The organism is Lysinibacillus sp. NPDC094403, assembly GCF_050278745.1.
In the GTDB taxonomy this organism is placed as follows: Bacteria; Bacillota; Bacilli; order Bacillales_A; family Planococcaceae; genus Lysinibacillus.
Genome location: NZ_JBNNTL010000001.1, coordinates 56,124 through 79,655, shown reverse-complemented (window position 1 = coordinate 79,655; position 23,532 = coordinate 56,124). Strand labels below are relative to the sequence as shown.

At 37.9% G+C, this 23,532-nt stretch carries 23 protein-coding genes and 1 pseudogene; 10 read left to right on the top strand and 14 right to left on the bottom strand.

Going from position 1 to position 23,532, the window contains the following annotated elements; all coding sequences use genetic code 11:
* Positions 1 to 15: 15 nt before the first annotated feature.
* Together ACQKMV_RS00375 and ACQKMV_RS00370 are read right to left on the bottom strand one after the other, a co-directional pair.
* Complete coding sequence (locus tag ACQKMV_RS00375; protein WP_427501888.1) at positions 16 to 4,266, bottom strand: collagen binding domain-containing protein; 4,251 nt, start codon at positions 4,264 to 4,266, stop codon at positions 16 to 18.
* Positions 4,267 to 4,773: 507 nt separating this feature from the next.
* Positions 4,774 to 6,147 carry an HD domain-containing protein gene (locus ACQKMV_RS00370; protein WP_427501887.1) on the bottom strand — a complete coding sequence of 458 codons (1,374 nt, stop codon included), beginning with the start codon at positions 6,145 to 6,147 and terminating at the stop codon, positions 4,774 to 4,776.
* A gap of 154 nt (positions 6,148 to 6,301) precedes the next feature.
* Here ACQKMV_RS00370 and ACQKMV_RS00365 point away from each other — a divergent pair, with 154 nt between their 5' ends.
* On the top strand, positions 6,302 to 6,427 hold the full coding sequence (locus tag ACQKMV_RS00365) for a hypothetical protein (protein ID WP_427501886.1): 126 nt from the start codon (positions 6,302 to 6,304) through the stop codon (positions 6,425 to 6,427).
* A 227-nt stretch (positions 6,428 to 6,654) separates the two neighbouring features.
* On the opposite strand, the gene ACQKMV_RS00360 is transcribed toward ACQKMV_RS00365, so the two are convergent.
* Complete coding sequence (locus tag ACQKMV_RS00360) at positions 6,655 to 6,879, bottom strand: DUF1450 domain-containing protein (protein ID WP_049667962.1); 225 nt, start codon at positions 6,877 to 6,879, stop codon at positions 6,655 to 6,657.
* Between the two features lie 431 nt (positions 6,880 to 7,310).
* Here ACQKMV_RS00360 and ACQKMV_RS00355 point away from each other — a divergent pair, with 431 nt between their 5' ends.
* Positions 7,311 to 7,958 (top strand): RsfA family transcriptional regulator, encoded by a 648-nt coding sequence (locus ACQKMV_RS00355; protein WP_427501885.1) that lies wholly within the window; start codon positions 7,311 to 7,313, stop codon positions 7,956 to 7,958.
* Between the two features lie 58 nt (positions 7,959 to 8,016).
* Here the strand turns inward: ACQKMV_RS00355 and ACQKMV_RS00350 are convergent, their stop codons facing one another.
* Entirely contained in the window at positions 8,017 to 8,850 is an 834-nt protein-coding gene (locus tag ACQKMV_RS00350) for a lipoate--protein ligase family protein (protein WP_427501884.1), read from the bottom strand.
* Between the two features lie 156 nt (positions 8,851 to 9,006).
* Between ACQKMV_RS00350 and hemQ the strand changes: the two genes are divergently transcribed.
* Positions 9,007 to 9,756, top strand: a complete 750-nt coding sequence (gene hemQ, locus ACQKMV_RS00345) for a hydrogen peroxide-dependent heme synthase (RefSeq protein WP_427425959.1) — start codon at positions 9,007 to 9,009, stop codon at positions 9,754 to 9,756.
* A 54-nt stretch (positions 9,757 to 9,810) separates the two neighbouring features.
* On the opposite strand, the gene ACQKMV_RS00340 is transcribed toward hemQ, so the two are convergent.
* Positions 9,811 to 9,993: a hypothetical protein gene (locus tag ACQKMV_RS00340; protein ID WP_427501883.1), complete on the bottom strand. Its 183-nt coding sequence runs from the start codon at positions 9,991 to 9,993 to the stop codon at positions 9,811 to 9,813.
* A 786-nt stretch (positions 9,994 to 10,779) separates the two neighbouring features.
* Between ACQKMV_RS00340 and ACQKMV_RS00335 the strand changes: the two are divergent.
* Together ACQKMV_RS00335 and gerQ are read left to right on the top strand one after the other, a co-directional pair.
* Positions 10,780 to 11,164 (top strand): annotated as a pseudogene (locus ACQKMV_RS00335) (cell wall hydrolase).
* A gap of 21 nt (positions 11,165 to 11,185) precedes the next feature.
* Positions 11,186 to 11,542, top strand: coding sequence for a spore coat protein GerQ (gerQ, locus tag ACQKMV_RS00330; protein ID WP_427501882.1), 357 nt, complete (start codon positions 11,186 to 11,188; stop codon positions 11,540 to 11,542).
* A gap of 310 nt (positions 11,543 to 11,852) precedes the next feature.
* On the opposite strand, the gene ACQKMV_RS00325 is transcribed toward gerQ, so the two are convergent.
* The 5 genes from ACQKMV_RS00325 to ACQKMV_RS00305 all read right to left on the bottom strand — a co-directional run bounded on the left by ACQKMV_RS00325 (position 11,853) and on the right by ACQKMV_RS00305 (position 15,258).
* The gene (locus tag ACQKMV_RS00325; RefSeq protein WP_427501881.1) at positions 11,853 to 13,031 is read right to left on the bottom strand and encodes an amidohydrolase; all 1,179 of its coding nucleotides are present in this window, start codon (positions 13,029 to 13,031) and stop codon (positions 11,853 to 11,855) included.
* Positions 13,032 to 13,256: 225 nt separating this feature from the next.
* Positions 13,257 to 13,637 carry a DUF423 domain-containing protein gene (locus tag ACQKMV_RS00320; protein WP_427501880.1) on the bottom strand — a complete coding sequence of 127 codons (381 nt, stop codon included), beginning with the start codon at positions 13,635 to 13,637 and terminating at the stop codon, positions 13,257 to 13,259.
* Positions 13,638 to 14,079: 442 nt separating this feature from the next.
* Entirely contained in the window at positions 14,080 to 14,346 is a 267-nt protein-coding gene (locus tag ACQKMV_RS00315) for a YwdI family protein (protein ID WP_427501879.1), read from the bottom strand.
* Positions 14,343 to 14,522 (bottom strand): uracil-DNA glycosylase, encoded by a 180-nt coding sequence (locus ACQKMV_RS00310; protein ID WP_068985233.1) that lies wholly within the window; start codon positions 14,520 to 14,522, stop codon positions 14,343 to 14,345. The genes ACQKMV_RS00315 and ACQKMV_RS00310 overlap by 4 nt, the downstream gene beginning before the upstream one ends.
* 58 nt (positions 14,523 to 14,580) lie before the next feature.
* Positions 14,581 to 15,258 (bottom strand): uracil-DNA glycosylase, encoded by a 678-nt coding sequence (locus ACQKMV_RS00305; RefSeq protein WP_427501878.1) that lies wholly within the window; start codon positions 15,256 to 15,258, stop codon positions 14,581 to 14,583.
* 341 nt (positions 15,259 to 15,599) lie between these two features.
* On the opposite strand from ACQKMV_RS00305, the gene thiD reads away from it, so the two are divergent.
* Positions 15,600 to 16,430 (top strand): bifunctional hydroxymethylpyrimidine kinase/phosphomethylpyrimidine kinase, encoded by an 831-nt coding sequence (gene thiD, locus ACQKMV_RS00300; RefSeq protein ID WP_427501877.1) that lies wholly within the window; start codon positions 15,600 to 15,602, stop codon positions 16,428 to 16,430.
* Positions 16,431 to 16,500: 70 nt separating this feature from the next.
* Here thiD and ACQKMV_RS00295 read toward each other — a convergent pair whose 3' ends face one another.
* Positions 16,501 to 16,989, bottom strand: coding sequence for an acyl-CoA thioesterase (locus ACQKMV_RS00295; RefSeq protein WP_427426046.1), 489 nt, complete (start codon positions 16,987 to 16,989; stop codon positions 16,501 to 16,503).
* Between the two features lie 240 nt (positions 16,990 to 17,229).
* Here ACQKMV_RS00295 and ACQKMV_RS00290 point away from each other — a divergent pair, with 240 nt between their 5' ends.
* Entirely contained in the window at positions 17,230 to 17,565 is a 336-nt protein-coding gene (locus tag ACQKMV_RS00290) for a hypothetical protein (protein WP_427501876.1), read from the top strand.
* Between the two features lie 393 nt (positions 17,566 to 17,958).
* Here ACQKMV_RS00290 and ACQKMV_RS00285 read toward each other — a convergent pair whose 3' ends face one another.
* Together ACQKMV_RS00285 and exaC are read right to left on the bottom strand one after the other, a co-directional pair.
* Positions 17,959 to 18,321 carry a DUF779 domain-containing protein gene (locus ACQKMV_RS00285; protein ID WP_328007775.1) on the bottom strand — a complete coding sequence of 121 codons (363 nt, stop codon included), beginning with the start codon at positions 18,319 to 18,321 and terminating at the stop codon, positions 17,959 to 17,961.
* 21 nt (positions 18,322 to 18,342) lie between these two features.
* On the bottom strand, positions 18,343 to 19,863 hold the full coding sequence (exaC, locus tag ACQKMV_RS00280; protein ID WP_427501875.1) for an acetaldehyde dehydrogenase ExaC: 1,521 nt from the start codon (positions 19,861 to 19,863) through the stop codon (positions 18,343 to 18,345).
* Between the two features lie 282 nt (positions 19,864 to 20,145).
* On the opposite strand from exaC, the gene ACQKMV_RS00275 reads away from it, so the two are divergent.
* Together ACQKMV_RS00275 and bshB2 are read left to right on the top strand one after the other, a co-directional pair.
* Positions 20,146 to 20,496, top strand: a complete 351-nt coding sequence (locus tag ACQKMV_RS00275) for a YojF family protein (protein ID WP_053484519.1) — start codon at positions 20,146 to 20,148, stop codon at positions 20,494 to 20,496.
* 13 nt (positions 20,497 to 20,509) lie between these two features.
* The gene (gene bshB2, locus ACQKMV_RS00270) at positions 20,510 to 21,199 is read left to right on the top strand and encodes a bacillithiol biosynthesis deacetylase BshB2 (protein ID WP_427425951.1); all 690 of its coding nucleotides are present in this window, start codon (positions 20,510 to 20,512) and stop codon (positions 21,197 to 21,199) included.
* A gap of 51 nt (positions 21,200 to 21,250) precedes the next feature.
* Here bshB2 and ACQKMV_RS00265 read toward each other — a convergent pair whose 3' ends face one another.
* Positions 21,251 to 21,994 (bottom strand): TerC family protein, encoded by a 744-nt coding sequence (locus tag ACQKMV_RS00265; RefSeq protein WP_427501874.1) that lies wholly within the window; start codon positions 21,992 to 21,994, stop codon positions 21,251 to 21,253.
* A 234-nt stretch (positions 21,995 to 22,228) separates the two neighbouring features.
* Between ACQKMV_RS00265 and ilvA the strand changes: the two genes are divergently transcribed.
* On the top strand, positions 22,229 to 23,491 hold the full coding sequence (gene ilvA / locus ACQKMV_RS00260) for a threonine ammonia-lyase IlvA (protein ID WP_427501873.1): 1,263 nt from the start codon (positions 22,229 to 22,231) through the stop codon (positions 23,489 to 23,491).
* Positions 23,492 to 23,532 lie beyond the last annotated feature (41 nt).

Below are 23,532 nucleotides of genomic sequence, written 5' to 3'. Positions count from 1 at the left end.
TTTTCTTATGGAAAATTATTTCACTTCTGTATTACGACGACGCAATAAGAATAATGCACCTAGAACGAGAACCACACCAATTAGCGTAAGAGCTGTTTGGTTTGCTCCATCTGTTTGTGGCAGTTTACCTTTCGCCTTTAACTGTGCTTCCAATTTTTTAGCATCTGCTTTGATTTTGTCAATATCAAGAGATTTTGCTACTTCTTCCTGTTCCTCTTTAGATAAATCGTTGTATTTATCGAGGAAATCCTTATATGCATCTAAAGTGTCTTTATTTGCTGTAGAAGGATTGTATGGCTTTAAGTCTTTCCCTTGATCAATGACTTCTTGTACAGATGGTTTTCCAGGGTTTGTCGGATTTTTCGGATCTATTTGGTTACCTGAATTACCTGGATCTATTGGATTAACTGGCTTCTCCGGATCTGGATTCGGTTTGTTTGGATCAACCGGTTTTTCTGGATCTGGATTTGGTTTGTTTGGATCAACTGGCTTCTCCGGATCTGGATTCGGTTTGTTTGGATCAACCGGTTTTTCTGGATCTGGATTTGGTTTGTTTGGATCAACCGGTTTCTCTGGATCTGGATTTGGTTTGTTTGGATCAACTGGTTTCTTCGGATCTGGATTTGGTTTGTTTGGATCAACCGGTTTTTCCGGATCTGGATTTGGTTTGTTTGGATCAACCGGTTTCTCTGGATCTGGATTTGGTTTGTTTGGATCAACTGGCTTCTCCGGATCTGGATTTGGTTTGTTTGGATCAACCGGTTTTTCCGGATCTGGATTTGGTTTGTTTGGATCAACTGGCTTCTCCGGATCTGGATTTGGTTTGTTTGGATCAACCGGTTTCTCTGGATCTGGATTTGGTTTGTTTGGATCAACCGGTTTCTCTGGATCTGGATTTGGTTTGTTTGGATCAACTGGTTTTTCCGGATCTGGTGTCCAGCCCTCTGGTTCGTTTTTGATTTCAATAATTTGTTTACCTGTAAATGTACCTGATGTTTCTGTTTTATCGCGTTTTAATGTAAAGCTTACATCTGGATTTTTAAAACCAGAGACTTTTGTTTCTTTTAATATATAATTACCCTCAGCTAATTTTAATCCGAAATCTAATACACCGTTTTTACCTGTTTTATCGCTAATTAATGGTTTATCACCTGTGTATTCGCTATATAAAGTAAACTCAACATCTTTCATTACTTCGCCTGTTGCAGCATTCGTTTTTACAATAACGAATGGTACTTTAACTGTTGATGCTTGGTTACCATATTTAAAATTAGTAATTGACCAGCTATCATTTCCACTTGTTTGACTGCTACCTTGATAGCTTACTTCTACTTCATTTTTAGCATCAGTGCCTGAAGGACCTGTAAATACTGTTTCGTATTCTACGTAGTAAGCTCCAGTTACATTACCTAAATCAAGTGTGTACGTACCATTTTTCATATCTACATTTAATGTATACTTACTTGGATCTAAAAGTGTCTTCTCTTCAGTCGGATCAATTGGAGTTATTCCAGACAATGCAACTTTATATATTTTAAATGTATCTTTTAAAATCATTTGTTCTGGGTTACCATCATCATCTTTACCAACTGTGTCGGTAATGACTACACTGTTTAATTCAGATTGTGCGTAGTTAAATTCAAAATTCCACTTAGCTACTGCAGAACCTTGTTGTGCTTGTTCACCCTTTTTGTTTAAAATTTTGTCTGTATGACTTACATCAACTGTTTTTGACCACGATGCATTTTCACCCTTAGCGCTTGTTAATGTAGCTGTATTTGTAATACTTACTGGGTTACCATGTGGGAAAATGCTATCTGCATCTACTGATTCATAAGTCACTTTATAAACGCTATCAATATTACCTAATTCAAGCTTAATTTCATTATCTTTACCTGAAGTGTTTTTAATATTTGTTAATGTTTCTTTCTCTACGAAATCACCATTTGCATTTAGTTCACCTTTTTTCACTACAATATTTTGAACTTTTTGTGTATCTGGTAATTTATCTTCAAATACTGCACCTGTTAATGAATTGTAGTTAAAGTTTAACTCAACATCCCAGTAGAAGGTTTTTGTTGCGTAATCATAGTAACCCTCTTTTTTACCGTTTGCTTTTTGTTCAGGGCGGATATCTTGTTCATCCCAATCAGATGAAGCATTTGACAAAACACTATTTGTCATTTTTACTTCATTTCGATATTGAAATGTATTTTCTCCAACATTTCGAATATCGTAATCTGTATCGTACGTAATTTCGATAAGTTTATTTGTTGGATTCTTTAAAGTAATTTCGAAACCAGTTTGATCGTTTTTATTAGTTAACGTGTAATCTGTATCTTTAGCTAATGGAGTATTATCTACTTTTACTACTAAAGTATCTACTTTTAAAGTTAGATTTTTATCTGCAAAAGTATCAGTAAACACTGTATTAGCAGCTAAGTTATAGCCTGCTTGGTTCGCCACAATTTTCCATGACATTGTTTTATTATGATAATCGATACCATTTTTAGATTTGTATAGTAATAAACCATTTTTACTATAAGTTGTACTGTCTTGAACTGATTGTTCCATATCGCTACGCGTTACTGTATTTGTTACTGTATAGTCTTCCGTAGGGTAAACATTAGCTTTTGGCTTTGTTTTGTATTTGATAACATATGGTTTTGTTACATCAGCATCAAATGATAATTTAAAGCCGTTTTTGTCTTTTTCTTTGTCTTTATATTCAACTACATTAGAAGAAATATCGGCAGGAGTAGTACCATCTTCCATGAACACCAGTACGTCTCCATCTAATTCTTGGGTGTCTGGCCACACATCAGTCAATACTGCATTTTTCGATGATATGTTGCGCTTATTGAAGTTGTAATTAATCGTCCAATGTGTTGCTAAATCATTATAAGTAGGACCTTCATGTGTTTTTGCTAATGGATCACCAAAGTTTACAGTTACTGATTGAGGAGAGGATCCCCCATTATAAGTAGCCTCATTTTTAAAGTTTGCACTTCTAACGTTACCTGGGTCACCAACTTCTGTTTGGTACTCAATATGGTAAGCTGTATGCTTTTCATTTGGTAATTTAATTGTCATTCTGTCTTGACCAGAAACTGTATCAAAGGTTGGAATCGCAGTTACAGGGTCAGAAGAGGCTTTTAGTTTGCCATTAGGTAATACATTAAACTTTGTGATTTTTACAGAATCTTGCTTAAATGTATGTGCACCTTCTATTAGTGTATCAACAAAATCTGTAGTACCTGACGCTTCATTAACTCCTAGATCTGTATTAACATCTACTTTCCAGTTAATAAACTCGCTGTTTAGCGCACCATTATCTGCTTTACCTGATTTGGAAACAGGTGTACCGCTATTCGAAGGTTGGAAGTTTAGCTCGATGTTTTCAGTGCCTGGTAAACTAATTGTTTCTTCCCAATTCATATTACCCTTTGCAAAATTCGCCTCTACCATAAAGTATGCACCTGGCTCAAGGGCTACACCTGTTCCTAAACTATCTCGTAACTCATCGTTGAATGTAATTACAATATCATTTCCATTTTTCGAAATTGTACCGACCTCACCATAAGCTGTTCCATTTGGGAATGTTATATCTTCAAAAATAGCTGGTAAAGTGTACGTTAATGTTGTACCCGGGCCATAATTATGTCCCGCTGCTAGTTCTAAATAAAATTTAAACTCTGCAGATTGTCCATTAGTAACTTTAATGCTGTCATTTGGATTAACCTTTGCTTCACCCACAGTAAACTCAACATTTTTAATGACATCAACAGACATAGTTGAATCATACTTTGGCGGTGTAGTTTCGTCCGGCATATCTCCACTTGGGACTTTTACTTCACTGCCAGAATCAGGTTTAGTCCCATCCTCTTTTCCTGCTTCAGCTGGTGGTGGGAGCTCGTCCGCGGAACCAGTACCAGTACCATTTTCTCCTCCAGTTTCAGCTGGTGGCGTTACATGTGGTACGGCCTCTCCCTTAGAATCAGTACCAGCATCTCCTCCAGTTTCAGCTGGTGGTGTTACATGTGGTATGACCTCTCCCTTAGAACCAGTACCAGTATCTCCTCCAGTTTCAGCTGGTGGTGTTACATGTGGTACGATCTCTCCTGTAGAACCAGTACCAGTATCTGTTCCAGTTTTAACTGCAGGTGGTTCGCCCTCTGCTGCAAACACTGAAATAGGTGATAGTACTGTTTGGAATACGAGTAGCATTAAGATTATTGCTATGTTTAATTTTTTAAATTTTTGCATGTTTCTCTCCTTTTCTAAGTTCAGAGAGCTACCTGTTGGCGTTTGCTGACGACGTTGTATCCTTTAGCCATGTCAAAAAGTATGCCACAAACATAGGTTGGTCCCTCTTCCCTTCTATTCACTTGTCGTCTACATGAATACATTCAAGTAAGCACTCACGAATAGGCATTCATGATGACTTATGTATGTTATATGTACAATCCGAATATATTCATAGTACTTTTGTAACACCTTAAATAACAGGCGCTATCCCCGTTAGGGTTTTCGACTCATTATACAAGATAATACTAAACAAATTCTAAACAATCACAGACTTTCTATTTACAAAATTCTAAAAAATTCTATATAGTTTCCACTTTTTTTATCTTTATACAACAACAAAAAACAGCGAAAATAACTCTAATAGAGTATTTTCGCTGTTTTTCACTATAGGTATGTTGGAATACTATTTAATTTAATTATTTTATATACACATTTTTATACATAAAAAAAATATAAAAAAATTTTTTAATTTTTCCCCTGTCCTTGAATCAAAGCTAATATTTGGTTCTTCACAACGGAATGAGTACTGTTGTCCTCTAAGAAATCTAGTGGGAAATATACTTTATGATCTCGCTTCATACGGCCAGAAATAGAATCAACAATAATAGATTCCCGCGATAGCTCTCTTAGCTCTCCATTTTTCATTTCTAAGAAAATAGGAACACGCACTTCTTCCTCTCCTGGTCGATAAAAGTCATAAGGTAAATCTGCCGTCGTATCGTGGACAAGATAATATTCTGGATTTAAATCAGCTTGCCTGAAGAGCTCTTGTAGTTTTTGATATTTATCTAGCTCGACACCTGGATCTAAATCAATGTACTGAAATAGCTTTCGATTGACAAAGCGGCGACTCAAGTCACTTAATATAGCATCTTCCTCTTGCATCCAAAGTTGAAAATATGTAAAAAGAATACTCTCATCTAATGCAAGATAGTCCTCCAGCGTAATTGAATTACGGAAAAATGCTAAAAAGTGTGTAGGCTCGTGCTTAAATTTGTAACCTTCCAAGCTTAGTTGCTTAGCGCGTTTTAAAATATTATTTAAAACAACCTCTGCACTGCGAGATACTGGATGGAAATAAATTTGTAAGTACATTTGATAGCGGCTCATTATATAATCTTCTACCGCATGCATGCCCGTCGCCTTAATAACGACCTGGTTTTTTCTTGGACGCATCACTCTTAAGATACGTTCCATATCAAAATGACCATAACTTACGCCAGTGAAATAAGCATCGCGCTGTAGATAATCCATACGATCAGCGTCTATTTGACTTGATATTAAACTGACGACCTGCTTATTCGGATATGTTTTTTCAATTACTTGTGATACTTTTTCAGGGAAATCAGCCGATACTTTTTTTAATACTGCATTCACTTCTGTATCGCCAAGTAAAATTTGCTTAGTATAAAATTCATGATCAAGCTCAAAGACATTTTCAAAAGCATGCGAAAATGGTCCATGCCCTAAATCGTGTAATAGGGCTGCACAAAGCACAAGCAGTCGTTCATCTTCATCCCATTCAGGGCGACCTGCAAATATATCATCTACTATACGGCGTATAATTTCGTAAACGCCTAGTGAGTGACTAAAGCGGCTATGCTCTGCTCCATGGAATACTAAAAACGTTGTACCGAGTTGGCGAATTCGACGTAATCGCTGAAATTCTTTCGTACCAACTAGATCCCAAATCACTTGATCCCGTACATGCACATATCGATGCACTGGATCCTTGAATACTTTCTCCTCTTGTAGCTTAGCTTTTGCATAGTGTGTCAATTGTACAGCACCCCCGTTTCCTATTTGTTCTATTATATGCGATAAATGCAGGACTAGCATACATATTCCCTTTTAATTCTAGAGACTATCAACCTAACTCACTGTATTCTCGTCTTAATTTAGGATTCTATTGATCTAATTCCTAAGTTCTGTCGCCATAGCATGTGGTTGATTTCCATTCCGACAGGGCACTTTCCTGGGGGCGTCCGTAATCTTGAAGTATATCCGTCGCTTTGGCCCTTCTTTCCGTCGTTTTGCCTCTTCTTTCCGTCGCTCTGGCTCTTCTTTCCGTCGCTCTGGCTATTCTTTCCGTCGTCCCGAGGTCCATCCGTCGCTCTGACTCTTACTTCCGTCACTCCGATGATTTCATCCGTCGCTTTGGCCCTTCTATTCGTCGCTTTCCGTCGCTCTGAATCTTTTATCCGTCGCTCTGAATCTTTTATCCGTCGCTCTGAATCTTTTATCCGTCGCTCTGAATCTTTCATCCGTCGCTCCGATGACTCTAAAAATGCAGAAAAAACAAAAACTATCTCCAACTAGACTAGTGAAGATAGCGTTTTGATTTACTTATTTCTTTAACTTTGCTAAAACCTTTTCCATTAGTTCTTCTTCTGTTAATGCAGCAACAGGACGGCTATTTACAAAGGTAAATGTTTTTTTACGTCCTGGGCCACAATAGGAATGACAGCCAATTTCGATGGTTGCATCAGGATCGATTTCCTTTAATTTTGGAATTAACGTTTTTAAGTTAACGGCCTGACATTCATCGCAAACTTTAAATTCGTTTGCCATTTTGTCAACAACCCTTTCTATATAGTATTTTTGTAACTTCTTTCAGCTGAAAGTCTCCCACCTCTATAGGTGGTGAAATGAATGCGTTTTTTAATCTCTTTTCAGAGCGGGTATCCAATCATCCGCTGAAAGAAGTTAAAGCCTCCGGCGGATGTCACGGAATCAGAATGGAGTTCTTTGTGCAAGCACAAAGCCGATTCCAGACGCAATTATGCCGAGGCAAAATTGATTCAAAAAGTCGTTTCTATGGAACGTATGACTTTCACATATTTAAGTATGTAGCATACGTACAAACCTACATCGGGTATTGTATCGCATTTTTCCCCTTGTATTCAAGCATAATTCCTTCCACATAGGTGAATAAAAGGTTAAAAGATTGGTCATGCTAGTTGTAAATAAAAAGTTCCAACTAAAGGTGGGAGGATATAAATATGAGTAAAATAAGACAAGATGCTTGGTTAGAAGAAAACGATGAATTATTAGCAGAGGCGGTAATTCGCCATGTGACGGAAGGTAGTACACAATTAAATGCCTTTGAAGAAGCTGGTGATGCTTTAAATCGTACGGCTGCTGCATGTGGTTTTCGTTGGAATGCTGTTGTTCGCAAAGAATACGAGGAACAATTATCAGAAGCGAAAAAAGAAAGAAAAGAAAGAATGCGAGTGTTAGGAGCTCCAGCAAGACGCCGTGCTTCTAGTATGTTTACAGTTAATAGTAGTGCCGCAGAGGGTAAATCAATTCCTCTTTCTGCATTAAATCTTGATATTGTCATAGCCTATTTACTACGTTTACAGCACTCTGGTGAGATAGGTAATGAGTCTTCAAAATGGAGACAACTAGTACACGTAACATCTGAGAGAAATAAAAAACTAGAGAAGACAATTACACAACTAGAAGAGGAAAATAGAGCTATTCGAAAAGATTACGAGCAATTTGTACAAATTATGAACCGTGCTAGACGACTAGTAACACTAGATGAAGAGGAAGAACGAATTGCACCTGTTTTCAAAATGGAGAAAAACGGAAATCTTGTTGTAAGTAGCCCTTATACACAAGAAAATGGCGATGCGCTTAATTAGCAGCATCGCTTTTTTCTTTGAAACGATCTATCTCGTTTGGTACCCTCAGTGATTAACTTCACTTTGGTTCAAGCATTTTCGTATTCCGTTCTAAAATACGTTGTAAATAAAACGCATATAGTGTTAGTTCTTCATCATTAAAAGATTCAAATCGAATTTCTTCTGCCATATTGTTAAAAAGCTGCTGTAAACGGATAACAACGGCTTCCACTGTTAATGATGCATCAATAAGTTCAGATAGTGACGCCATCACATCAGGGACAATATTAGGATACGTAAATTTTGTTTCCTCTCCTCTTAGACTTTCCTCGTAAAAGTCACGAATGAGTGCAGCTCGATCTGAACCGCTTCCTTCAATACATAAATAAATTTGCACGGCTACCCCTTGACGTAAGCGTCTTTGAGAAATACCCGCAAATTTCTTTCCTTTAATACTTAGATCATAGGAACCTGGACAATAAGAGCCTACAATTTCATAGGCTTCGATTTGATCCGCTACTTCAGGGAATAATCCCTTTACTAGAGCTACCATTACATCATAGCCGTCATTAATGCTTAGCGCTTCCGTTTGTTCAGATAAAACTATGGAAATATTCAGTACACCTTCATCAAGCACAACTGCTAATCCGCCTGAATTGCGTACAATAGGATTATAGCCACGTGCTTTGAGCAAATCCATGCCCTGCTGCACATATGGTAAACGGTGATCCTGAATACCAAGCACAACAGATGCATCATGTACCCATGTACGAATAGTTGGTGGAGAGGCTAATTGCCCAACTAGCTGACATAAAGTATCGTCTGTGGCAAAGGATTCAAGTGGCGATCTTTGCTTCGCGCTAAGGGATTGATCGTAAAAACGCCAAATCGGCTGTTGTAAAATACTTTTCATGATTGGAGCTCCTCTATCTACATCTCTTCTCTTTAGCATACATTATCTATTGAAGGTGTCAAATTGGTGAACGCAATCATGAACTTATGGATTTTGTACAAACTATGATAAACTGAAATTTGAATATTATTCACTTATAAAGGAGTGTTTTTAATAATGAATGAAGCAGCAATTACTTTAGATGGTTGGTACGCTTTACATGATTTCCGCTCAATCGACTGGGCTTCATGGAAATTAGTTTCTGCTGAGGAACGCCAAGCAGCAGTAGAAGAGTTTATTGCATATTTAGAAAAATTAAACGAGGCTGATATAGCTAAAACAGGTGCCCATGCGTTTTACGCAATCGTTGGTCAAAAAGCTGACTTTATGATTATGACATTACGCGAAACAATGGAAGAGCTACAAGAGCTTGAAGCTGAATTCAATAAATTAGCGATTGCTGATTTTACAATTCCTACATATTCATATGTATCTGTTGTAGAGCTTTCTAACTATTTAGCAGGTGATTCTGACGAAGATCCTTACCAAAATCCACATGTGCGAGCTCGTCTATATCCTGAACTTCCACGTGCTAAGCATGTATGCTTCTATCCAATGGATAAGCGTCGTCAAGGTAATGACAACTGGTACATGCTTTCAATGGACGAACGCAAATCGCTAATGCGTTCTCACGGTATGATTGGTCGTGGCTATGCTGGTAAAGTTAAACAAATCATTACTGGTTCTGTTGGCTTCGACGATCACGAATGGGGCGTAACACTATTCGCAGATGACGTACTACAATTCAAAAAATTAGTATATGAAATGCGTTTCGATGAAGTTTCGGCTCGCTATGGTGAGTTCGGTGCATTCTTCGTTGGTAACCTTCTTGATAAAGAAAAACTTGTGAAATTCTTAACTGTTTAATTCACAATGCCTTTAAATACAAAATGCGAGTCCGATAATATGGACTCGCATTTTTTAAAACTCGTTTTCTTCGCTGTTCTCTGATTCCAATATTAAAATAATTGTATGAATAAAAAAACCAGTTAGAATCATAAGGAAAACTAAATACCAATTATATGGTTGATGATAGTATTCTGCTATACCAATGGCGATGAATGCACTTATGATAATTGCTACAAACGTACCAAAAATATGCATTATAACACTCCTTCATGAAAGCGAAAAATAATTTTCATTATAGTATGTCACGATTTATTTTTAATATACTTGCAAAACTTCATATTTTATCTACTTAATCACAAAAATTTAACAAAAATAAAAAAGTGCCACCATTACGATGACACTTTCTTATTTTCATTTGGCTACATTGTACCTCAAGACTTTTCATCCTTAACCTTCAAAATTAGTATAATCGTATTGATGAAAAATCCCACTACGATTATTAGTATAAAGAGATACCAGTGGAGTGGCTGTCCGTAAAAACTTCCCACTAAAAATGCCAGCACAGCACTCAACAATATCCCTACCCAAACACCAACCTCCATACCCTGTCACCTCACATGTATTCAGTACACATGCAATTTCCTATTTCACGTTCCCCATTATATTTTCTATTCTCTATTTAACCATTTTAAATTTTAGCGTATCACCAAAGTTGGGACTGCGGAGGCTTGGAGACTCCTTGAAGATCTGAGTCACAGATTATTTCTGGAGCGAGCACAGTAGAGAAAACAAAGTCTAAAAGCATCACATCCTGTGCTAACGCTTCGCTTTCACAATGCAAATCAACCTCACATTATGGTAGTCGGCCAAAAACTGGCCTTATTTTACCAACGACTCGTTATTACTAATATATGCTTAGCATTTTTTTATTGTGAATTTCTTTCATTAAAATTGAACATGTCTACAATACCATCATGCATATACTGTCTGCGAGGAGGAGTGAAAGTCGCCGTTATAAAGACGAATGATGCATAAACAGCCATGCTAGCAAGGCTGTTGCGCTTTGAGTCAGAAGGTGAAGGGAATTTAGGTATGCTGATGGTCGGCGATGTTGGCGTCAATCGTGTACGAGCCGATTGTTTAGATTTTACGGATGTTCGTACAATTGAACAAATGGTTTTTCAGCGTCCTGGGGGCTTTGAAGCGACACAAAAAGTCTATTTTTATCAACGAGCACGTGATCAAGACATTCGATTAGCAAAGAGAGTTATTCAAGGCGAAAGATTCCATCCGGCGACTCGTTCGCAATGGTTTTTCGAACCTGAGGGAGATTGTCCAGCACAATGGTATAGTCAGTGGAACACGGGAAGAATTCAAAGCACATTGCTTCTTCTCCCCAACCGAAAAAGATTGTCCTCAAATCTAAAAGAAAGAAGGTTGATAACTTATGATGCCTTATTATTGGACACCGACAACGCAACAACAAATGCCTCCACAGGTAATGCCTCCACAGGTAATGCCTCCACAGACGACTGGAGCACGACCACCTGGACGGGAGCAATCGTACATTGAAAATATTTTGCGTTTGAATCGTGGAAAACCTGCTACTTTCCATTTTTCCTTCGAGCATGCGATTGAGCCAGGGAAAAACACGAAAATAGTGCGAGGCGTTGTAGAAGCTGCTGGTCGAGATCATGTTATTTTACGTGAACTCAAATCGAATCATCGTTTCCTATTCCCAATGATTTACTTTGATTTTGCTGAATATGATGAAGAAATGGCTTATTTTAACCAAAATCCATAATTGAAATGAACTTTTCAAAAGTCTTCTAATTCATATTTTCTTATATGGTAATATTCCGCTCCTCTAAATGCGAGTAAGATACAAGCAGAATCAGTGTGTTCCTTCACTCGTTTTACTCATGCTACGTCGCATTGCATGTTTCACTAGACTCCCATTAAGTCTCATATCCTTGCTTGCGCAGCAAATATTTTTCGAATGAAGGCGAGGAATCTGCTTGGATATTTGCCATTAAATCAAAAGAATTGGCATGTTAGGATACCTCCTAGCATGCCAATTTTTATGTAAAGCTCAGGCCTTGTGGAAGAGCTTATTATTGATTTTCTTGTAAAAACTGCAATGTTGCTTTTCCTAATGTTTTGGCAGCAATCAACATCGCACGTTCAGCAAAGTCAAAGCGTGCATGATGATGAGGGTACACCTCTTCCCACTCTGGTTTTTTAGCACCTGTGAAGAAAAATGTACCAGGTACATTCTCTAAATAATACGCAAAGTCCTCACCAATCATAAATGGTGGGCACATTATAATGTTTTCTACTCCTGGTATATCTGCTGCAAGCTGTGCAATAAATTCCGTTTCCTTTACATGGTTGTAAACCGGTGGATAGCCTCTTGTATAACGATATTCATAGCTTGCACCAAAGGCCAAACAAGTGGCATTTAAAATCGCTTCAAGCTCTTGCTCCATTTGTCTGCGCACCTGTTCCTCAAAAGTACGGACTGTACCGGCTAATACTACTCGTTCAGCAATAACATTGAAAGGATTAATCGCCTCAAAATGACCAATTGTTAAAACGGCTGATTTCAACGGATCTATGCGTCGGGATATAAGCTGCTGAGCATTAACTACAAACTGTGACGCAAGAGCAACAGCATCAATAGAATGATGAGGCTCCGCACCATGACCCCCTTTGCCTTGAATCGTAATTTCCACCTTATCCGCAGCAGCCATAATTGCTCCATCTCTCACCAATATATCTCCCAATGGCGTTGGTGCCCATAAATGTGTACCGAAAATAACATCTACCCCGTCCAGACAGCCATCTTCAATCATAGGCTTTGCACCACCTGGCGCCATTTCTTCCGCATGCTGATGAATAAATACTACATTACCTACAATGTCATCCTGCATTGCATTAAGTGCTCTAGCCAGCCCAAGTAATGTTGCAGTATGACCATCATGTCCACATGCATGCATCTTACCATCTACTTTTGACTTATAAGGGACATCATTTTCCTCCAGAATTGCCAGTGCATCAAAATCAGCGCGCAATGCCACAGTTTTACCTGGTCTCCCTCCACGTAAAGTTGCAACAACACCACGTTCACCTACATGCTCTCGAACCTCATGGCCAAGCGCTCGATGAAAAGCAGCTACATACGCTGGTGTTTCTACTTCCTCAAAAGATAATTCCGGATATTCATGTAAATGACGACGAATTGCTACCATTTCATCGTAGTTATTATCTAGTAAAGTAAAAAGCTTCTCCATATCTCAAAACCTCACTTCCGATTTGTCGAACTTATTTGATAATATCAGTGTACTATAAAACCTTACAAAAACAATAGGAATTAAAACTATCTATTCTATAGAAATTATATTGTTCATTACGAAGAAAAATTCTCTTAATCCGTTACTAGTAGTTTCTAAAAAAACAAAAACTCCCTCACACATAATGCAAAGGAGTAACTTTGTAGGAATATTTATATTCAACTTTTATCGAGCATTTTTAAGGGCAGATACTATAATTAGAATCCAGCCAGCTAAAAATAGAACACCACCAATTGGTGTAATGGCACCTAAAACTTTAACGCCGCTGATTGCAAGTACATATAAGCTTCCTGAAAAGAAGACAATACCTAGGTTAAAAAAGATTCCAGCTAAATTTAACTGCTTTGCCTCACCCAGTAATTTGGAACTCATTAATATACCAATTATAAGTAAACCAGTGGCATGAAACATTTGATACTGAACAGCTGTTTCCCAAATCCCGCGACCGTAATCGTCTAGAACTTCTTTTAAAGCATGTGCACCGAATGCACCCAATGCCACTGCTAAAAAGCCGTGGAGTGCACCTGTCACGATAAATTTTTTCATGTCATTTTCCCTACCTTTTATCAATTTCGCCTTGGCGTAATTGTAGCTGACGCTTTGCTTTCGCTACAGAAAACATTTGCCGCTGGCGCTACGCTTTCGCGCAGATAAACAATGGTCCGGATTTTGAATTGTGCTTAGGCCTGCACGATGCAGGTCAGTTAGCCGTTTTCGCAGGATGCGAAGATTTTAGGCTAACATCCTTGTATTTATTCCCTTCAAAATCCGTGACATCCGCCGGAGGCTTTGGGCCAACAGATGTCTTTTGCGCGAAAGCGAAGCGTCAGCGGCATGATGTTGGTCACTCAGTCGTTGCCACAGGACGTGGCGTTCTTAGACTGGGTTCTTCTATTTCAGTAGGCGTTGGGACACCTACTGAAAAGGAACCACATCCGCATTCATCTTGCCACCTTCAGAGGTGGGAGTCTTCGCTGAATGAAGATAATTAAAAGTCAAAAATTGAATCACCATTCGCTCCGTCTTCTTCTTCAATTTTTGCTGTATATAAACTTGTTTGTTTCGGCTCTGACACTAGCATTTGTGGCAAATGTTTTGACTGCGCTTTAGAAATGCCGTCAGGTGAGTCTAATACCACATCACATAATGCTCGGATTGCTGTTAAAGCTTCACGAATTTGTTGGTCGTTTCCAGCATTTTTGACGCCAGATAATTGTTTTTCAAGTTGTTGAATAACGGCCTGATAAGGAATCATTGCATTCTCCCACTTTCTGCTTTTGGCACAAATTTTAGACAGTCCGTGCCAGAGGATTGTTTAACGACAACGGATGGTATTTGCTTTGTTTTAAAGCCATACGCTACACAGGCCCGTGGAGTTTGTGGGTCCCATGTTACTTTAAAATATTGACATTTGAAACAATTTACCTTCATGTTGCCCCTCACTTTCTTCTATTATTAACTGTAACACGAAACTATAAGTGTATAAAGCCTAAGCTAGGCTCCAATCAATTGGTTGCTCTCCCCATTCTACTAACTGTGCATTGATCTTCGAATATGGTTTACTGCCAAAAAATCCTCGATAAGCACTAAGTGGACTTGGATGAGGCGCTTCTAAAATAAAATGTGGCGTTGAGTATTTACGAATTAATTGTTTTTTCCGTTGTGCTGGTTTACCCCACAGAACAAAAATAATTGGTTTATCTCTTGATGCTAATTTATCGATTACAACATCCGTAAATTGCTCCCATCCTTGCTCTTTATGAGAATTCGCCTGACCTGCTCGAACAGTTAATACAGTGTTCAATAGCATTACACCTTGCTGTGCCCATTTTGTTAATGTACCGTTTTGAGGGATGGGACAACCAAGGTCATCCTGTAACTCTTTTAACATATTTCGCAAGCTTGGTGGATGTGGGATTCCTGGCATGACAGAAAAGCTTAATCCATGTGCTTGGTTTGGTCCATGATAAGGATCCTGACCTAAAATTACGACCTTAACATCACGATAAGCTGTTGTATAAAATGCATTCATTATGTCATTCATTGGTGGATAAATTGTTTGTGTTGAATATTCATGCGCTATAAATTGACTTAGCTTTGTATAGTAATTTTTTTCTAATTCTTCTGCAAGTATTACTTGCCAATCATTCGGGAATACTTCTTTCATCGTAATATAAGCCCCTTTCTCTCCTTACAACGGTACAAAAAAATAATGTCGAATTCAAGCATCAAATCAATTATGCCTCGGTATAATTGATTTGATGCCTTAGGCAAATACGATATATTTTTGTGCGAAAGATTAGTGTTAACGTAGCATGATTTTAGGCATTTTCACAGGATGTAAGTTCTTAGCCTGAGTTCCTCTATTTCAGCAGATGTTTGGACACCACTGAAAGAAGTTAAACTGACCTTGTGAAAATATAAAATTCTGACTATTTTTATATAATCAGAATGAGACTATACTAGATGGTAATTTTAAAACTTTCATCTATAAAGGAGATCTTCTACATGACTCTTAAAAAAACTTTAACAATTGCTGGTTCTGATACATCAGGTGGCGCAGGTATGCAAGCCGATCTTAAAACATTCCAGGAGCACGGCACATATGGCATGGTGGCATTAACAGTTGTCGTAACAATGGATCCAAACGGTTGGACTCATAACGTAACGCCATTACCAACGGAGCTTTTGAAAAAACAAATCGATACTGCTCTTTCAACAGGCATTGACGCAATAAAAACTGGTATGCTGTCAACTGAAGAAATTATTTGTATCGCAGGTGATGCTATTGCAAAATCTGGTACAACAAATGTTGTCATTGACCCTGTAATGGTATGTAAGGGAGAAGATGAAGTATTGAACCCTGGTAACACAGATGCAATGATTCAATATCTTTTACCATTAGCCGCAGTTACAACTCCTAACCTGTTCGAAGCTGGGCAATTAGCTGGCACTGGAACACCAAAAACAATCGAGGAAATGAAAACAGCAGCTCGTAAGATTCACGAACTCGGCGCTAAAGCAGTTGTGATTAAAGGTGGAAAAGCGTTAGCTACTGAAAAAGCAGCTGACTTATTCTTCGACGGTGAAAAATTCTACTTATTAGAATCTGAAAAAGTTGCTTCTACTTATAACCATGGGGCTGGCTGTACATTTGCTGCTTCAGTAACAGCAAACCTTGCAAATGGTCTTTCAGTAAAAGAGGCTGTAATTGAAGCAAAAGAATTCGTTTCAGCTGCAATTGCTCACGGCTGGGCATTAAATGACTATGTAGGACCAGTTATGCACGGTGCAAAATCTCGTTTTGGAGCACCACAAGTAACAGTGACAGAAATATAAAAACGAAAAGGCATCTGATTAGTTGTAGGTTGACTAATCAGATGCCTCTTTTACATATAGTAGTTCTCCATCATTTCGAGCAATCCCACGGATCGTTCATCGAAATAAATTGAGCCAATGCCTTACTGTCCTTTTTACGCTCTGCTCGTACCTTCGCTCGTTCAGCTGCAGTTTCATGTAGCTTTGTCTCCTCTAACGTTTCTGGAATGACAGATGGAACTGGGGCTGGTTTATTATTTTCATCCAATGCAACAAAGGTTAATAACGCTGTTGCCGCTACCTTACGTTCTCCCGTTTTCAAATTCTCAGAAATGATCTTTACGAAAACTTCCATTGAAGATGTCCCTGTCCACGTTACATAAGATTCGAAATAGACAGAATCGGTCGGGCGAATTGGATGCAGGAAATCTACAGAATCCGTTGAGGCTGTCACACAATCTCTACGACTATGCCTAGCAGCTGAAATTGAAGCTACTTGATCGATGTCACTCATTAATCGACCACCAAACAGTGTATTATGGTTATTAATATCATTCGGAAAAACTCGACTTGTACGCATAACTCTAGATTCTTTACAATATTTAAAGTCCTTGTTCACATCCATTCCCCCTAAAAACAACTGTTTATTTCTACTATACTGCTCTATTTTTCGATAAAAAGCAATTAAACAGTTGGAAAATTAAGAATTTTTACTTTGCAGAGAAAACGAGAGGATTATTACTTCTAATGTAAAAAGCACTGGACAAGATACACTACTACTTCATATACCATATATTAGCTGTATATGGGAGGGAGAAAAATGGCAAGACGTAGACAACAACAAGACCCAAATCCAAATACACAAGCAAGTTTCCTAGGAGCTCAAGAAGCAGGTCTCCTAGGTGAAGACACAGGTGTCCAAAGTGGAAATATAACTTCTACGAAAGTAGAATTAATATCTTCAATGGTTTTGACAATAGGGTATTCATTAGCAACCCTCTCCAACATTTTAGCATTGCAGGAAGAAGAGGCAACGGAACAAACAAGATCATCCGACGTGCAAAATCAAAATTATCAATTTAGACATATGCATAAGCACCTACAAAATCTCAACAATCGTCTAGATTCCATTGAACGAAAAATCAACCGATATTAATAAATACATACCCAAAAATGCCGCTAATTATAAAAAGCCGCGATTCTCCGTCATAAAAGAGAATCGCGGCTTTTTTAACTATACTATGATAATGAGCTTTTCATCTTCTTCCCATGTCACAACAACACAAACTAATGATGAAAGAACGTCATCTATTGTACCAAGATAGAATTCGTTATAACCTAGTTTAAAATTCCTTTCAACATTATGCACTGTATCCGTTAGATTAGGAAGAAATCATGGTCGCAGTATATTTTCATTTGTGAAACCGCATACAATACAAAACGACACGTTTTGCACAAAATTGCTTTCACACTCATTATATTGATATATTTTAATGATATTTTCAAGAATATTGCTCGGAAATCTTCATAGATTAAAAGATGTAATCAATTAAAAGAGCTTTATTACTTCTTCATACTCTTCTGTTGTGAATACTCTAGAGTTTGTAATGAAATGCATATTTTCAACACTATCTAAAGAAAAACTTGCACCTCTGCCCTCAATCGCATGAATAATCAATTGCGTATGCTTAAAATATTCATATTGCGCTCTATGAATGTAAAAAGGAACGTCACCTATTGTACCAAGATAGATATCGTTTTCACCAATTTTAAAATCTCCTTCTACATAACACATCGGTGCAGAGCCATCACAGCAACCTCCAGATTGATAAAACATGATAGCGCCATGCCTACTCTTAATTAGCTCTATCAAATTTAAACCCTCTTTTGTTGCAATAACTCGTTCTGCCATGTTGTTATTCATCCCTTGGTATTAGAAAAATCCTTGTGCTTCTTTTTTGTAGCTTACTAAAAGACATTTAGTTTGTTGGTAGTGATCTAACATCATTGCGTGGTTTTCACGACCGATACCAGAAAGTTTGAACCCACCAAATGCAGCACCCGCTGGATATTGATGATAAGTGTTTGTCCAAATACGACCAGCTTGAATAGCTCGACCTGCACGATAAGCAATGTCACCAGAACGTGACCAAACACCAGCACCTAAACCATATTCTGTATCATTTGCAATTTCCATTGCTTCATCGAAATCTTTGAATGTAGTCACGCCAAGCACTGGACCAAAGATTTCTTCTTGGAAGATACGCATTTTATTGTGACCTTTGAAAACTGTTGGTTTAATGTAGTTACCTCCTGCAAGGTCGCCTTCAAGAATATTTTCTTCTCCGCCTATTAAGCACTCAGCACCTTCTTCTTTACCAAGTTTAAGGTAAGAAAGGATTTTTTGTTTTTGTTCGTTAGAAGCTTGAGCCCCCATCATGACTTCTGTATCTAATGGATTACCAATTTTAATAGCTTTTACACGTTCTAATGCAAGTTCAATGAATTTATCGTAAATGGATTCTTGAACAAGTGCACGTGAAGGACAAGTACAAATTTCACCTGAGTTTAATGCGAACATCACAAAGCCCTCAATTGCTTTATTTAAATATTCATCATCTGAAGCCATTACGTCCTCAAAGAATACGTTTGGTGATTTACCACCTAGCTCTAACGTTACAGGAATAATATTTTCAGTTGCATATTGCATAATTTGGCGACCAACAGCTGTTGAACCAGTAAAAGCAACTTTTGCAATTCTTTTGTTCGTTGCAAGTGGTTTACCAACTTCAACACCAAAGCCGTTTACAATGTTAAGTACGCCTTTTGGTAGGATGTCTTGAATTGTTTCAATTAACACTAATAATGAAACTGGCGTTTGCTCAGCTGGTTTCATCACGATACAGTTACCTGCTGCAAGTGCAGGAGCAATTTTCCAAGCAGCCATTAAGATCGGGAAGTTCCAAGGAATGATTTGGCCAACTACACCTAGTGGCTCTTGGAAGTGGTATGCAACAGTGTCGTTATCTAATTGTGTTGTACGTCCTTCTTGTGCACGGATAACACCTGCAAAATAACGGAAGTGATCAATCGCTAAAGGAATATCTGCGTTTAAAGTTTCGCGAACTGCTTTACCATTATCCCATGTTTCTGCAACAGCAATCATTTCTAAGTTTTCTTCAATACGATCTGCGATTTTATTTAAAATAGATGCACGCTCAGTTGCGCTTGTTTTACCCCATGCATCTTTTGCTGCGTGTGCTGCATCAAGAGCAAGCTCAATATCTTCAACTGTTGAACGAGCTGCTTTTGTGAAAACTTGACCAGTTACTGGTGTTTTATTTTCAAAGTATTGACCTTTTACTGGAGGAACCCATTCGCCACCGATAAAGTTATCATATTTTTCTTTGAAATTTACTACTGCACCCGGAGTATTAGGATTTGCATAAATCATAGTATCAATCTCCCCATATTTTATTTATGAAACCGCATACAAATTATAACGACACAATTCAATTTATATTAATCTGTTTCATGTGTCCTATATTGATACATCAAAATAGTTTTTTCAAGTAATTAACCCTAATAATAGCGGAAAATAGTTTTTTTAAAATAAAGAAATTTCTGTATTTCATTAATAACATTTATGATTTGGTTGGCAACAAAGCCTTTCGATTTCCCTTTGTCATCTTTTTTAACTATACTTAAAGGAGAAATAATCGAGAGGAGTGTTAAGATGCAAGAAGTACAAGTAAAGACGTTGCAGGAATTATTGAATTCTTTCGCCAACAAAGACGTTTATATTCATCTTGAGACGACGAACGGTTCTTATGCAGCACACTTTGATGAGAAATTTTTTAATGCAGGTGCTTTTATTCGCAATGCTAAAATCAACTATGAGCTTGCTAAAGTGGTAGATGATTCACCCCATCGTGTCGGATTAAAAATGGCACATGGTTGGGTCTATGCTCAAGGCATCACACATTTTGAATTAGATGATTTAGGCCGTTTATTAATGGCAGGACTAGACTACTCAGGTAAATTGGCGATTGCACTTGAAATTAGCGAAACGCCGTTTACTTACTAAGGGGGATGACTTTTTGAATTTACAACCACAACGTCATATTTTAATTGTTTACCCTCACCCAGATGATGAGGCTTTTTCAGTTGCTGGAACAATTGCCTACTATACAAAGAAAATGAATACACCTGTTACATATGCCTGTTTAACTCTAGGCGAAATGGGGCGTAATTTAGGAAATCCACCTTTTGCTACACGTGAGTCCTTGCCAGAAATTCGACGCAAGGAGCTTATCGCAGCAGCAGAGGCTATGGGAATACAAGATTTACGTATGCTTGGTTTCCGTGATAAAACGATTGAATTTGAAGATGATGAAAAAATGGTAAAGCTAGTTGAAGGTTTAATAGAGGAATTAATGCCTTCTCTTATCATTACATTCTTACCTGGATTTGCAGTGCATCCTGACCATGAGGCAACAGCACGTGCAGTAGTAGAAGCTGTTCGTCGTATGCCAAAAGCTGCACGTCCACAAGTATTAGGTTGTGCCTTTGCAAATGATACTATTGAAAAAAATGGAGAACCGCATGTTGTCATCAACATTAGTGAAATGAAGATGGACAAAATTAAAGCATTACAAGCGCATGCATCTCAAACAGCTTGGATGATGCAAGAAACAGAAAAACGTATCGATGACGGTGAGCCGATGAGTGAAAGCTGGCTAAATATCGAAAAATTCTATATTGTGAATCCTGATCATTATGTAAAATAACAATAAAACGGTTCTGTCCTCTTTCTTCATTGAGAACAGAACCGTTTTATATTAAGCGACTTTCATCTTTTTTAAAAAATGAATAATGAAAGTTATAGAGAAAATAATAATTAACACAACAAAAAACATATAATGTGGAACGTGAATGCCGATGACGCTAGCTAACATCTTCAATGCAATAATTCCAATAATAATAAATGCTGTTGCCTCTAATTCAGGTATTTTTTCAATAATGATTAAAAATAAACTTGCAATAGTTCTCATCATTAAAATACCTAACATTCCCCCGATAAGTAATATCCAAATTTGATTGGATATCGCAAAAGCGGCAAATATCGCGTCAATTGAAAAAGCAATATCCATCAGTTCTACAGAAATAACCGTTGCCCAAAATGTCCCAAAAAGGCGAACCAACAACCCTGTTTTTTTCATCTCCTTGGCACTATCCGCTTCCCCAATCTGTAAGAAATGAGCGACACATAGCCAACCTAAATACAGGGCTCCTAGCAATTTAATAAACCAAAATTCTACTAAATAAACACCTATCCCGATAAATAAAAATCGGAAAAAATAGGCCCCCAACATACCGTACATTAATGCTCGTTTGCGTTGCTTGTTTGGCAAATGCTTCACTAGCACTGCTAATACAAGTGCGTTGTCTGCCGAGAGTAAACCTTCTATTATAATTAGTGTTGATATTAACCCCCAAGATACAGGGTCAGTTAAGATCTCTTTCCACATCTCCCAATTGAAAAATTGCATGTATGTAGATAGAATTCCTTGAATGATTTCCAATTACATACCCTCCTACTTGTCCTAAGGTACTCTAGTATATGCTTGACCATTCTCGTTATGAGGAAATGAGTGTATCCTTTATTTCTACAAAAAATTCTCGAAGAAATTTAATTATTCTCCATTCCGCAAAATAGACACCGAAAATTTAGAATTTACTAAAAATTAATAACAAAAAGCTAATAATATGTGCTATCATAGATAAATGTTTTATACGTATAACGGAGGATGAATATTATGGAAGTTGCTGACACTAGAACTGTGCAGGTAGAAAATATCTTGATTGCACATCATTTCTTAAAGGATGTAGTGGTACACACGCCGCTACAAAAAAATGACTATTTATCCGAGAAATACGGAGCTAATATTTATTTTAAACGCGAAGACCTACAGCATGTACGCTCATTCAAACTTCGTGGTGCCTATTATAAGATTAAAAAAATTGAAGAAGAGGCTCGTAAATTTGGCGTTGTTTGTGCAAGTGCGGGTAATCATGCCCAAGGTGTTGCCTATGCCTGTGCGCAATTGAAAATTCAAGCAAGTATTTTTATGCCTCAAACAACACCTAAGCAAAAAATTGACCAAGTGCGTATGTTTGGTCGTGATTATGTGGAAATTATTTTAGCTGGTGATACCTTTGATGATTCTGCAGAAAGTGCATTTGCTTATTGTGATGAGCACGATAAAATCTTTATTCACCCATTTGATGATTTTGATGTTATTGCTGGTCAAGGAACGGTCGCTGTTGAAATTATGAATGACATGGAGGAACCGATTGATTATGTATTTGGTAGTATCGGTGGCGGTGGCTTAATGTCAGGTGTTTCTGCCTACGTGAAAAACCTTTCCCCTACTAGTAAAATTATCGGTGTAGAGCCTGCTGGGGCCGGCAGTATGAAGGCTGCATTTGCAGAAGGCGGTGCAGTGGCACTTGATTGGATTGACAAATTCGTAGATGGCGCTGCAGTAAAATGCGTCGGTAATCACACATATGATGTTTGCCGTCGCTACTTAGACGACATCGTACTAGTACCAGAAGGAAAAGTATGTACTACGATTTTAGATCTTTACAATAAACACGCCATTATCGCAGAGCCTGCTGGAGCATTATCGGTAGCAGCACTCGACTCTTATAAAGAGGAGATTAAAGGCAAGTCAGTCGTAGTCATCATTAGTGGTGGTAATAATGACATCGGACGTATGCAGGAAATTAAAGAAAAATCTTTAATTCACGAAGGCTTACTATACTACTTCATCGTAAGCTTCCCACAGCGTGCAGGCGCGCTTCGCCAATTCCTAACAAGCGTTGTAGGACCGAATGATGACATTACTACCTTCGAATATACAAAGAAAAACAACAAAGAAAGTGGTCCTGCCTTAGTTGGTATCGAACTTGGTAATCGTGAAGACTACGAAGGATTACTAGCACGTATGAATGAATTCGGCTTCAAATACAAAGAAGTAAACAACGACATTCAATTATTCGGCTTACTAGTCTAATACAAAGGGTCACACTTGCTATGTAAGTGTGGCTTTTTTAG